The sequence below is a fragment of the Gimesia panareensis genome (assembly GCF_007748155.1).
Classification (GTDB): Bacteria; Planctomycetota; Planctomycetia; order Planctomycetales; family Planctomycetaceae; genus Gimesia; species Gimesia panareensis.
This window is the reverse complement of sequence record NZ_CP037421.1, coordinates 5,884,931-5,897,664: the sequence shown is the minus strand read 5'-3', so window position 1 is coordinate 5,897,664 and position 12,734 is coordinate 5,884,931. Positions and strand designations below refer to the sequence as shown.

Genomic DNA, 12,734 nt, shown 5'->3' with positions numbered 1-12,734 from the left:
ATAAAAGTTCGCCGTCCGACAACAAATTCTTCAGGAAAGGATTCCTCACGATGGCGACTCATGATCGAACCCGGCTGGTCTGCCGACTGTTATATGTAGGGAGTGTATTGGCAATCTGGCTGGTTCCATTGCTCCTGCTTCTGGTCTGGTTTTTTGCTGATCAGATCGCTGTTGCGAATCGGTATGTCCCGCAAAGTGCGGTTTCTTTTCCCCTGACTGTCTTTAAAAAGGGGGGAATGGTTCTGCTGACTGCGCTCGTGACCGCTCCCATCTACTGGGGACTGTTTGCCCTGCGTCGGTTTCTGAGTGCCTGTTGTAACGAAGAGTATCTGACTGCACAAAACAGCCACAACCTGAAACGATTCGCCTGCGGCTTCCTGGGAACAGCGCTGCTCTCTCCCTTGTCAGGTGTTGTAATGAGTGTGCTGCTCACGCTGGACAATCCACCGGGACAGAAAATGCTGGTGATCAGTATCAGTTCCACGCAGATCACGATGGCAGCCGTGGGATGTCTGCTGCTGGTGGTGGCCAGTCTGCTTCAGCGGGCCAGCCTGATTGCGGAAGAGCATGCGCAGATCATTTAAACCGCTGGTTCCCCGCTCGGGATTCAGCTATATTAGAAACAGAGTCTGAATGTTTTTGATCAAATGAAACAGGATCTGATGCGAATTTGTATAACACTGGATGTGATGCTGGCGCGGCGGAAAGTGACCTCGCGCGATCTGGCCCGACATGTGGGGATTACCGAACAGAATCTCTCGCTGTTGAAGTCGGGTAAAGTCAAAGGGATTCGCTTTGCGACGCTGGAAAAGATCTGTGAGTTTCTGGAATGTCAGCCCGGCGATATCCTGCGTTATGAAGCGGATGCACAGAGTCAGGCAGCCTGAGAGGAGAAACCGGAGTGAAAGTGCATGGCGTATTGGAGACGTCGATCTACGTGGATGACCTGCAGGTGGCAGTCGACTTCTATCGACGGCTGTTTGAGTTTGAAATCATGGCAGAAGACCAGCGGTTCTGCGCCATGAATGCCGGCGATCGGAGTGTGTTCCTGATTTTTAAACGAGGGGCAACGCATACCGCAGCGCATCTGGAGGGGGGCGTCATTCCTCCCCACGACGGCGATGGCCCCGTGCACTTCGCCTTTGCCATCGAGCGTGATGACCTGCAGCAGTGGGAAGAGCGACTGGTGGCGGCGGGGGTCGCCATTGAAAGCAGAATGCACTGGCCCCGCGGCGGTGAGAGTCTCTATTTCCGAGATCCCGATAATCATGTGCTTGAACTGGCCACACCAGGCATCTGGCCCATGTATTGAGCCGCACTGGACAATTGATCTCGACTCATTTTCTGCTTTCTGATAAGAACCGCGACTGAATGTACGCCATCACTTATCGAACCGTAAAAGGGGACCATCCATGCGTCAGCTGTTTCTAATTGCCGTCATCTGGGGACTCTCCTGTTCGCTCGTCAGTGCAACTGAAGAACAGGACAGTATTTATGAACTGGCAGCGATTGAAATGCCTGCTCCGCTATCAATCGTCGCACCCTTGATTTCTGTCCCTGACGCGGACGAGACACAGACGATCCTGGGGAGGTTTCCCAGTGACATCCGCTCGCTTTTTTCAGCGCATTCAATCCCGTGCATTCCGCTGAGTCAGACATCGGGTTCGGATCACTATTACAGTCAGCTGCGCCAGTGGGGATGCCTGGAGACGGATGCCATCATCAAACCGAAACAGAAGTCACGCGGATTACTGTTCACGGGCGGTGCTCTGCTGCTGTCCAAACTGGAAGAGATCACTGCCGAACAGATCACACAGCAGGAAGACTTTCGTTTCCTGAACTTGTATCACGGCTATCGTCAGAGATAAAGATTGAGAATTAATTGGTATCGGGCAAAACAGCTACGATTACGAATTTGAAATTAAACTTGAATGGAATCGATCGCGAATTTTGCGTTCTTGATCTTCTATAGTTCCGTCAGCTGACGCTACTCGATCCAGACATTTCATGATCGCATCCTGCTGGCGCTGGTCTTTTATTTCACCCAGTTGCTGGCATGTCTCAGTGAGCATTGCTTCAAGCCCCTTTTCTTTAGTACTGAGAACGAATTCCCTCATCCGTTGATCGATCTCGGTTTCATCCCAGGGGGACTTGATTCTCTGCATGAGTGAGATAATTTTCTTGCGTTCTTCCGTCGATGATTTTCGATCTGCGTACATCATGCAGCATAAAGCATTTAAAACCGTCTGAAATCTTTGCTCTGATCGCTTTTTCTTTCGGGCGATTGCCTGTGCTCTTCTTTCCTCGGCGACTTTTCGAACAGGTTTTTTAGCCAGTGACTGCATGCTTGAAAAACCATCCGGCACAGTATCAGAGGCTCTTTGATTACTGGCATAGAGAGCCAGATCAATGCCAGCTCCCGCCAACTTCAGGATACCATATTTTAATTCCGGAATTTCGATGTTATTGTTGAATCGTTTATCTGGGCTTCCATCTTTATTCACAAATCGCCAAGTTTTGCCGACGACGTTTGAGTCTGATGTTCTTTTTACAAGTCCATGCGCTTGAATAATTTCTGAATCAACGGCAAATGACAGGTTTCCATAGCTGATTCCGCCGGCTTGGGCCCCCTGAAATACCAGGATATGGTCTGGCATAAAATAAAAATCCTTTTGAAAAGCATTCATATGCCAGACAGCGAAATCCAGATCCAATAGAGGGGGATGGCTGAGGTCGAATGAAACATCTGCGAATTCAGGTCTGTTGTCAGCACCACCTGAATATCGAGAATCTTCAAAATGCCGACGACCTTTAAATAATAGGACATTCCCGCATTTTTTCAGGTTTAAGATCGACTCGTTAATATAGTCAAATGCTGCCTGCCCTTTTCCCTCAAGCCGATATGCAAATTGCACATGCCTGCGTGAATGGTCAAAACGTGAGACATTAACCAAGAGAAAGATAATGCCAGGAAATAGAAATATTCCTGAAAAGATCATCAGAATAACTGGATAGGACGCATAAACTGGAATGAGTATCCATATAAGAAAGAACACGATTGATACCCCGGTTGCCCAGGGCATAAATGCCGTATTCTTTTTTCGTTCATCGATGTCTCGCAGGATGGCCATCAGGTCTGTGTCGAAGCAAACCTCATCATGCTCTACCGTTTCAATTTTGCTGATGTTAGATTGGCCACGCGCTCGTTTTGAGCCATCAAGGGCGGCACCGGTTTCTCTTTTTTGCTTCTCTTGAAAAGAAATTGCTTTTACTTTTTTTTCAGAAGCAAGATCTAGGTACGAAAAGCCTTCATCTGTGATTCCAACTTCATAGGAACTGGAGTCATCTTCAATAAAATTAAAATGATCTAAAAAAGAAAAGAATGTGTTTTTCGATTCGGTTGGTCTATTCATGGTTCGTATCTTTTAGATTGAATCACTCTTTTCAGAATTACATTTTCTACACAATAACTGAAGATTGTCCGCAGAAGATGAACCACCTTTAGATATTGGAATGATATGATCGAATTCGAGATATTCACTTGCATTGCAAATGACACATCGTCCTCCATCTCGATACCAGACTTCACTTCGTATATCGTCTGGAATATATCGAGAGCCGCGAATCCCTTTCTTTTCTAGCCCGCGCGATTTTCTTATTAGAAACATAATTGCTTCCTGTAATTCGAAAAGCATTCCTGGATCGACTTTGCCTTGCAGGAGATAATCTCCTCCTCCTGCTCCAGATGAAACAGATAAAGAAAGCCGGGGACTCCGTTGGACATGGAACTTGATATCGAAGATGTTTTTGTATTTGACTTCATGAGATTGGTGAAGACCGACAAATCTTAATCTGCGACTTCCGATATATAGTGTGCCATTCTTTTTCTTTAACTTACTTCCCATTTTTTTCTGATAGGTAATTCGCACGGAGTAATGTAACTTTTCACCCGGCTGTAAAATGAAATCATGTGATTCCAAGATGGGAAGGTTGCCTTTTCGGATCTCAAAAATATGAGTATATAGCTCCAGATCCATCAAACACGGTTTTAATAGATCCTGGGCATTTAGGAAGCTGGCAAGAGAGCGGATATATTCTTCATCGCCTTCGAAAATCTCTCCCCGTGCTTTAATCGAACCTAAGGCACTGGCCAGAATTTCTTTTTTATTGGGGACTGAGAGTTTCTTTAAGTCTTTCTGAGTCAGACCAAAGCGATGTGCTACTACCGCAAGTTTTTCCATTTCATCTTGGCTCAGTATTCCATCATTCAATGAGTTCGCTAGCAAAAATGAATAATATGAGAGGGCTTGCTTGGATATCGCTTTATTAATATCCCTTTTTCTTAGCTTAAAAAAATCTGAAGTTGATTCGAGAAGTTCTTGCTCCGCTTCAGAGAGATCCCCGTCAGAGACGGCTTCACGGAAGATCTTTTTATAGATCATTAAACCAATCTCATAATCGAGCTGAATAACAAGATCGTCGCTCAGTTTTAGTAGTCGGATTACGTGACTCAGTAGTGATGACTCTCTGGAGGTAAGTTCAAGATCTTTTGCGCAGCGATAGTAGATCTCTCGATAGATGGCGGATGCAGCTTTAAGATATGTGTCCGGAGAATAAGCATGATCTCCGATGGTGTTATCTATGAAGTCTTCAGATTCTGACGTTAAGTCTTTTGATTCATTCAGTGCAACATAAATAATATTTTGAATTTGTGAGGCACTCAATTTTGAATTTTGATTTTCACTCACTGTATCTTTCTTTCCACGCTTCACCTGAAAAGATAAATCAATTAATTTCTGAGTGTATCTTTATGTATATAGGTGTGCAAGTGGTGGCGATGAGCAGGTTTAGTGAAAATCTAGAGATGTATTTCAACTGGCAGTGCTTGTAAGACTAGCAGTATGTTAACCCTGGCCATGCCAGCAGTGCGTAAAACGTCATCTCTTCGGTATAGGTGCCGCTTGAATCATATGCCAGGAGTGCCTGCCTCAGGTCGGCTTCGAATGCGTTTCGCTTGTTACCTAAAACTGCAGGGGAAGCGAAGGATGTGGAATACAGATTGCCGATCAGGTCGTCCAGCTTCCAGTGTTGCGCGTGCTGGTACTTGATTTCTTCGAACTCATAATCTGCTTCCAGCAGAACCTGTTCGTGTGGCTGGGACAGTTCGGGATAGTTGCCTGAGCCGGCGCGGCGTTTTTCTCCCAGCCACTTGTGAAGCACCCCGCGTACCAGGGGGAGCCAGTCTGCTGTGCCGCTCCAGATACTGGTGTAGCCGAGAATGACCAGCGGCTGTCCCGGAAGTAGCCAGTCCCGTATCCGTTGAGCCAGAACGGGACGATCCATCCAGTGGAAGGCAGCCCCGATACTCACCAGTTCAAAGGTATTGGCTTCTGCAGAAAATTCTTCAGCGGTCTGAGACAGCCACTCGACGTTAAGGATCTTTTGATCCTGCATTTTTTGAATGCCGGCATTGCGCATGTTCTCATCGGGTTCGACTGCGGTTACAATCTGGAATTCCGGAGCCAGTCTCAATGCAATTTCGCCGGTGCCGCTGCCCAGGTCCAGCATTCGGCCCGTACCGGAAATGGCAGCCTTTTCCAGAATCTGTTTCAGCAGGGTTTCCGGATAGGGGACGCGATACCGCACATAATAAGGTACCGTTCCCTGGAAAAGATCTCTGGCCACACCAGGCTCCCTGAATTAATTCACTGACAGTCTCTGTTGATTCGGATTACAGAGAGTCAGTGTAATAGAGCGAGGCAGGAGACTTCAATCGAAGAGCGCGCCCTGGCGTTTCTGGTGACTGTACCGTTCCAGGTAACCGTCGACGCTGAATTTGCGGGCGGTGTTTTTGCTGCTCATGTAGCGAATTTTACCGAAGATCTCCCGCTCGGGACCCCAGGCACGATCGTAACGGCCCAGGCACCAGAAGATACCAGAATACGAATTGGGATTTCGACCGTCGACAGCGTATTTGTTATTGAGTTCGATCATGATCTCCAGCGCCTTCTGGGGAGATTCAGACCAGTGCAGGATTTTCTTTCCCCACAGCATCCGCATGTAATTATGCAGGCGTCCCTCGGTGACCAGCTGCGTCTGGGCAGCATTCCAGAGCGGATCATGCGTCTTGGCCTGTTCGAATTCTTCCAGCGAATACGTGTACTCGCGGGGATCGGAGGCGTGTTCCTCGAGCGTCGTTTGAGCCCAGTCGGGCAGAGAAGAATACTGATCGTAGTCGTCCCGTTGCCAGCACATGTTATAGCCCAGTTCACGCCAGGTGATCAGTTCGTCCAGAAAGCTCTCGGCCGTTTCGCTCATCTGCCACCATCCGGAGCGTTTGCCGGTCGCCTTCTGGTCCATGATTTTTTCTACCGACCAGTGTTCGCGGCGGGCGATGTGATCGAAGATGTCATGTGCCGAGATGTGTCCGAAATGCAGATAGGGGGACAAACCGCTGGTCACTTCTTCTTCAGGCAGATTCCGTTCGTCTGCGTAACGGTCGAAGCGCTGGTCGAGAAAGCGTTTGAGCGCCTGATGAGCCGCTTCTGCGCCCCCATCAAAAATTGCGGGGCCCACCTGATGGTCCAGTGGAAGATCCGCGAGTACCTGGGGAGTGGCCTGCAGGAGTTCGTCGGAAGCCATGGGCCAGCGCTTGAGAATGTCTCCCGGCAGTTTTTTCAGTTCGGGAAGTTTGAAATGGGTGAGAGGATTTGTTTTGGGTGTCTCCAGCAGGTGGGGGGGGAGTTCTTTGTGCAGGAATCTCCGGAATGCATAAGCGGTCGGATAAACCTGTGACGCAGCACGCAGGGGGAGCAATCCATTGGAATCAATGGCTTCCAAAGAGACGGGCAGGCGGGGAGCAACGTGTTCCAGCATCCGGGGCAGGAAGAAGCAGGGAAAGTCATCGGTAACAATGGCACAGGCTTTCTCTGCCAGCGTTTCGAGCAGTCCGGAGCCCTCGCCCGCTTTGGGTTCCACGTAGCAGTAGTAGGTGGCCGGTGTCTCTGCGAACTGCTTTCGGTTGTCTACCATACCCTGTAGAACAAAGCGGTGCATTCGGTCGCTGGCCCATTGATAGCCACAGCGCAGGGCTTCTAGAACCACCAGTGGTTTCTTCAGACGCTTGGCCAGTTCGACGGCACGTTGCAGACTGAAATTGCAGCGAATCCGTCGATTGGCAATCATCCAGTACAGGACATAATCTCCATCATCTTTAAGGGGAGATTGATTTAACTGGCGAATCCGAATTTCAGGGACATTCATGAAAGTCTCTTATCTGGTCTGACTGTCGGTGGCTGAGCTAAAAACTATAAGTTGATCCAGAGCACGCACAAACAGTTCCTGCCCGCTGACAGCCAGATGGGCCCAGGAATCCTCGGCGACCTGACGACGATCAAGCAGCTCAAAGCTGGTTGGACTGGCTTTCATCAGCAGGAGGTCGCCTTTCTGGTCCAGTGCCAGAATCTTCTGACCGTCCGTAACCATGCTCCAGTATTTACCAAAGGGCGCTGTAGTCCAGACGGCTTTTCCTGTTTTGAGATCCAGGCAAGTGAAACGCTGATTTTTTAAATGCAGATAGATGTAGCCATCAATGATGACGGGAGACGACATATAACCCTGCGTCGGATTGGTCCAGAGTTCTTTCACCTGCCAGCCTTCATCTGTCCTGCTGATCTCAAATAGAAATGAGCGTCCGCCGTAGCTGCTGGTAAACACGGTGTTTTTGTGAACAGCGGGCGTCAGAATATTCATGCCGCGGAACGCGGGAATTTTCTGTTTCCAGAGAATTTTCCCGGTATCAGGGTCTACGCCGGCCAGGGTCGTCCGTGTTTGCACCAGAAGTTGAGGAACTCCTTCAATTTGAGCCAGGCAGGGGGAGGAGAACGCACTGCCAAACATGCCGCCCCCATCTTCGAGCACTCGCCAGATGATCTCACCCGTCAGCTTATTCAGCTTACAAAAGCCACCACCAGCCTGTACGTAAACGGCATCTCCAACCACCAAAGGCGAAGAGGCAAATCCGAAGGAGGGCAAGGGAGATTTCAGCTGTTCTACAAAGTCGACCCGCCAGAGAATGTTACCAGAGTCTGCCTCCATACAGACCAGCACATCCCGGATGCCAGCGACATACAGGCGCTCGCCATCGCAGGCGGGGGTCGCGCGGATCCAGTCACCATTTGCTTTCGCAAAAAAGGGAACACTCATCGCACCGGGCCAGGATTGTTTCCAGATTTCCTTTCCGGTTTTTCTGTCCAATGCTCTGGCAACTTCCTGTTGCTGATCGAGTGTTTCGGTAACAAAGACTTTGTCACCAGTCACGATCGGACCAGAGTATCCCGGGGCCAGGGGCAGCTTCCAGCGAACTTTCAGTTTGTTCTCGTCGAGCGAGTCAGGCAGAGCGCTATCCTGTAAGGTTCCGTCGCGGTGGGGGCCTCTCCACTGAGACCAGTCACGGTTGTGGGTTGCCTTCTCGCTGCCGGATGCCTGGTCTGTCAGTGCTGTTATCAGCAGGAGCGTCAGGAATATCAAGCGGTTTTGATGCATGTGGATAGTTCTCTCCCATGAGCAAATATAATCGATCCACGACCGGTTTTGAGTCAGGGGACGGACCGAAAAATGTTTTCATCTTCAGATCAGACCTGTAATTGACCCAGTTTAGTTATAGCCGGGGGATTCATTTTTAAAGTGGTAAATCGTCTCTGCGACTCAATTTCTCAGAAATAGCTAAATTCCAATTGTAAAAAGGGTTTTGATCATATAATTAACTTTATGACTACTGCTCTCATGAGCCCGTCTGATGATCTGGTGATCTCACTTGAATCATCACAGGGGAACAGCTTGGGTTTGCCTGATTTCAGAAATTCAGACTCCGAAGCTGTTTCCAAAAATACCCGCCAACCGAGTTTTTGAGTATAAGTTGACTGACATGGACCACGCGCGCGCTGCGGGCTACCCGCTTTCGTATTTACCCCGCGATTTGACTTCTGGTCTGGTCGTTTTTCTGGTTGCTCTGCCACTTTGCCTGGGAATTGCCCTGGCGTCCGGAGCGCCTCTGTTTTCGGGCCTGCTGGCGGGAATTGTCGGCGGACTGGTGGTCGGCTCCATCAGTGGCTCCAGTACCAGCGTGAGTGGACCTGCGGCGGGCCTGACGGCGATCGTGATTGCCCAGATCGCCAGCCTGGGATCGTTCCAGGCCTTTCTCCTGGCGGTCATGGTGGGGGGCTTGATTCAGGTCATCCTGGGGATTGTTCGAGCCGGTTCACTCTCGGCCTTTTTCCCATCCAGTGTGATCAAAGGCCTGCTGGCCGCGATCGGTGTGATTTTGATTCTGAAACAGATTCCGCACGTGTTGGGACACGATACCGATCCGGAAGGAGAAATGTCATTCACTCAACCGGACAAGCAGAATACGTTTACCGAGATTCTGACCGTCTTTGAAGGAGACATTCATCTCGGTGCCGCGGCTGTGGGGCTGATTTCGATCGTACTGCTGGCTGCCTGGGGACGTGTCAAGCTTCTGAAGAATTCTGTCATTCCCGGTCCGCTGGTCGTGGTGCTGTTAGGGGTCTGCCTGCATCTGCTGTTTCAGAGACTGGGAGGCCCCTGGGTAATTCAGACCAGCCACCTGGTACAGATACCCGTTGCTGAAACGGCGAAAGATTTCTTGACATTTCTCACGTTACCTGATTTTTCTCAGTGGGCTAATCCCGGGATCTATCTGGCTGGTGCGACTATTGCCATCGTCGCATCGCTGGAAACGCTGTTGAACCTGGAAGCGGTAGATAAACTGGATCCGGAAAACCGCAATTCACCAGCGAGCCGGGAACTGGTGGCCCAGGGGGTTGGCAATATGGTCTCCGGTCTGATTGGGGGATTGCCTGTCACCTCTGTGATCGTACGTGGTTCGGTAAATGTGAACTCAGGCGGGAAGACGAAAGTATCCACCATCTTTCATGGTTTGTTGTTGCTGATTTCGGTCGCCCTGATTCCAGTCTACATGAATATGATTCCGCTGGCAGCGCTGGCGGCGATTCTGCTGGTGACCGGCTTTAAGCTCGCCAGCCCGAGTCTGTTTCGCCAGATGTGGGCCGAGGGACGCTATCAGTTTCTGCCGTTTCTGATCACGCTGCTTTCGATCGTTTTCACTGACCTGCTGACCGGAATTCTGATTGGTCTGGGAGTCAGTCTGCTCTTTATTCTCAACAGCAGTCTGCGCCAGCCCATTCGTCGGATCATGGAGACACATGTGGGAGGCAATGTGCTGCATATTGAACTGGCGAACCAGGTCAGCTTTCTGAACCGGGCTGCCCTGGATCAGGTTCTCAATGAAGCGGAACCGGGCAGTAACCTGTTGATTGACGCCAGCCATACCGATTATATCGATCCCGATATTCTGAGCCTGATTCAGGAGTTTAAAACGAAAATCGGTCCGGCACGAGGGATCTCGGTCAGCCTGCGCGGGTTTCGGCGGAAGTATCATTTGAATGATGAAATCCAGTTTGCCGATTATTCGACCCGTGATTTGAAAGACCGCATTACCGCTCAGCAGGTACTCAAGATTTTGCGCGATGGCAACGAGCGGTTTTACACCGATAACCGGCTTTCCCGGGACCTCGGTCACCAGGTCAATGCCACGGCGGGCGAACAGCATCCGCTGGCGGTGGTGCTGAGCTGTATTGATTCAAGAGTGCCGGCGGAGCTGGTGCTCGATCTGGGGATCGGCGACATTCTGAGTGTACGTGTTGCCGGAAATGTGATTGGCAATAAATCACTGGGCAGTATTGAATACGGTGTGCTCGTGGCTGGTGTGAAACTGGTTCTGGTGCTGGGGCACACCCGTTGTGGCGCGGTCTCGTCCACGGTGCACCTGATGTGCGATCATAGTGACCCAACCCAGGTAACCGGTTGTGCGCACCTGGATTCCATCGTGCATGAAGTGGTTCCTTGTGTCGATGAAGAAGCCTGCGAACATCTGAATGAGATGAATCCAGAGGACCAGGAACTGTTTATTGACGAAGTGGCCCGCCGCAATGTGTATCGCAGCGTGCATGAAATTACTGCCCGCAGTCCGGAAATCCGGGAACTGGTTCAGTCGGGCAAAGTGATGGTGGTCGGCGCACTGTATGACGTCAAAAGTGGCAAGATGGAGTTTCTGACGGAAGAGCATGGTACAATCGCAGCCGATACTGCCACTGACTCCATGGGTTAAAAATCGAATTGAACAGTATCCTCTTCAGAAACGCAAAGCGATTTCAACCTGTCCCGCTGTGCTGATCAGCTCACCACATTGCATCTGGACCTGGCCATTGACCGGCTTGACGGTCCAGAGCTTTCCCTGTTTGCGGCGGACGGTCATTTGAGAAGTCGTACAGACGAAATCTCCCGCTTTGATTTCCAACTGAGGCCCGGTGCCTGTCTGGATGGCCCTGAGCTTCACGAGTTCATTCTTGACTTGTGCTTTCTGGTTGCCTTCCGAGCTGGAAAGCGTGCAGATCAGCAGCATGCATGTCACGAAAACAAAGATATTTTTTGATTTTAACATTGTCAGACTCCTTTCAGATAAAACCAGTTTTACAGGCGGGCAGTGAATGTGGTTGTTTATTTCCCCTGCGAATTATATTGACTTCGTTTCACGAGGATCGATTCGATTTGTTTGACGATTTCAGGGTCTGCTTTCCGAAAATCATACACCACCATCTCCAGCGAGGGATGTCTCTGCAGCAGGTCAAGCAACTCAGGGCCAGTGATGTCAGTCCCGGAGATCGACAGATGTTTCAGGCGGGGGGGCCAGTTTCTGGCTTGTAAGAATGCCTGGGTAGAGACATCACAGTGTTGTAAGGAAAGGTTTTCGAGCTCAAGACATTCTTCAAGTACCTCCTGCACCCCCTGGTTGGTAATCAGGGTGTCATCCAGTTTCAACTCAGTCAGTTGAGGGAGATACGTGAGTGCCTGGCAGACCTGATCTCCAGCAGCCGTTTCGCTTAAATACAAAACGGCCAGAGATTTCATCTGGATGAAGTGGGGAGCTGCCCGTTCGTTGATGAGGGTTCTGTTCAATTCGAGCATATGCAGGCGTGGCAACCCCGTCAGGTATTGCAGATCTGAAGACTTGACCCGGGTACCTTGCAGATTGAGTCGGGTCAACTTTCGGTGGCTGGCAATCTGACGTAATGTCGGGGTGCCAATTCTGGCGTCAGTGAGAAAGAGCCAGCTTAATTGATGACATTGATGCAGCCAGTTCAAGCCTTCATCAGTCGCCTGCGGGGCATAGAGCTCCAGCCACTCAAGATTTTTGAGATTTGAAAGTCCAGCGACTCCACGGTTGGTCAGTTGAGGACCATAAAGCTGTAACTGTCTCAACTGTTGCATCTTGCCGACGAGGAGGGCATCCTGGTCTCCAATTTTCGTCATACCACAATTGAGTTTCTCGATATACGGGGCCAGCGTATTTAACTCAGCAGCGACTTCCAGAGTCTCTCGTTTCTGGTGCGGTTTCGTATAAGAAACAGAGAGTTCCTCTCGTTTCAGAAATGATTTGATATCAATCAGGGACTGGTCAAGCGGATTACTGCGGTAGACCTTATTAACATAATAGCCTTTTGCTCTGAGGTTTTTTTTGGCGCGTGCCAGAGGATCGATGCTGAAGTAAAACCAGAGTGCCACTCCCCCTGAAAGAACAGCCAGTAGCAGAAACCATTTGAGCTGACCAAGGCGTTTCAATTGAGCGCTGACTC

12 protein-coding genes are annotated in these 12,734 nt (G+C 50.0%); 5 read left to right on the top strand and 7 right to left on the bottom strand.

Features of this window, described 5'->3' with window-relative positions; translation table 11 throughout:
* Positions 1-50: 50 nt before the first annotated feature.
* The 4 genes from Enr10x_RS21940 to Enr10x_RS21925 all read left to right on the top strand — a co-directional run bounded on the left by Enr10x_RS21940 (position 51) and on the right by Enr10x_RS21925 (position 1,868).
* Positions 51-584: a DUF2975 domain-containing protein gene (locus tag Enr10x_RS21940; protein WP_145451382.1), complete on the top strand. Its 534-nt coding sequence runs from the start codon at positions 51-53 to the stop codon at positions 582-584.
* 78 nt (positions 585-662) lie between these two features.
* A complete protein-coding gene (locus Enr10x_RS21935) occupies positions 663-887 on the top strand; it encodes a helix-turn-helix domain-containing protein (RefSeq protein ID WP_145112697.1) in 225 nt (74 codons plus the stop codon).
* Positions 888-901: 14 nt separating this feature from the next.
* Positions 902-1,312, top strand: coding sequence for a VOC family protein (locus Enr10x_RS21930; protein WP_145451381.1), 411 nt, complete (start codon positions 902-904; stop codon positions 1,310-1,312).
* A 100-nt stretch (positions 1,313-1,412) separates the two neighbouring features.
* Positions 1,413-1,868, top strand: a complete 456-nt coding sequence (locus Enr10x_RS21925) for a hypothetical protein (RefSeq protein WP_145451380.1) — start codon at positions 1,413-1,415, stop codon at positions 1,866-1,868.
* 39 nt (positions 1,869-1,907) lie between these two features.
* Here Enr10x_RS21925 and Enr10x_RS21920 read toward each other — a convergent pair whose 3' ends face one another.
* The 5 genes from Enr10x_RS21920 to Enr10x_RS21900 form a co-directional block, all read right to left on the bottom strand.
* Positions 1,908-3,413 (bottom strand): tellurite resistance TerB family protein, encoded by a 1,506-nt coding sequence (locus Enr10x_RS21920; RefSeq protein WP_145451379.1) that lies wholly within the window; start codon positions 3,411-3,413, stop codon positions 1,908-1,910.
* A 12-nt stretch (positions 3,414-3,425) separates the two neighbouring features.
* Entirely contained in the window at positions 3,426-4,748 is a 1,323-nt protein-coding gene (locus Enr10x_RS21915) for an HNH endonuclease (protein ID WP_197997324.1), read from the bottom strand.
* A gap of 145 nt (positions 4,749-4,893) precedes the next feature.
* Positions 4,894-5,685, bottom strand: a complete 792-nt coding sequence (locus tag Enr10x_RS21910; RefSeq protein WP_145451378.1) for a class I SAM-dependent methyltransferase — start codon at positions 5,683-5,685, stop codon at positions 4,894-4,896.
* Between the two features lie 84 nt (positions 5,686-5,769).
* Positions 5,770-7,263: a cryptochrome/DNA photolyase family protein gene (locus Enr10x_RS21905; protein WP_145451377.1), complete on the bottom strand. Its 1,494-nt coding sequence runs from the start codon at positions 7,261-7,263 to the stop codon at positions 5,770-5,772.
* 9 nt (positions 7,264-7,272) lie between these two features.
* Positions 7,273-8,544, bottom strand: coding sequence for a PQQ-binding-like beta-propeller repeat protein (locus tag Enr10x_RS21900; protein WP_145451376.1), 1,272 nt, complete (start codon positions 8,542-8,544; stop codon positions 7,273-7,275).
* Positions 8,545-8,926: 382 nt separating this feature from the next.
* Between Enr10x_RS21900 and Enr10x_RS21895 the strand changes: the two genes are divergently transcribed.
* A complete protein-coding gene (locus Enr10x_RS21895; protein WP_145451375.1) occupies positions 8,927-11,209 on the top strand; it encodes a SulP family inorganic anion transporter in 2,283 nt (760 codons plus the stop codon).
* 24 nt (positions 11,210-11,233) lie between these two features.
* Here Enr10x_RS21895 and Enr10x_RS21890 read toward each other — a convergent pair whose 3' ends face one another.
* Positions 11,234-11,542, bottom strand: a complete 309-nt coding sequence (locus Enr10x_RS21890) for a hypothetical protein (protein WP_145451374.1) — start codon at positions 11,540-11,542, stop codon at positions 11,234-11,236.
* A 56-nt stretch (positions 11,543-11,598) separates the two neighbouring features.
* A complete protein-coding gene (locus tag Enr10x_RS21885) occupies positions 11,599-12,720 on the bottom strand; it encodes a leucine-rich repeat domain-containing protein (protein WP_145451373.1) in 1,122 nt (373 codons plus the stop codon).
* Positions 12,721-12,734 lie beyond the last annotated feature (14 nt).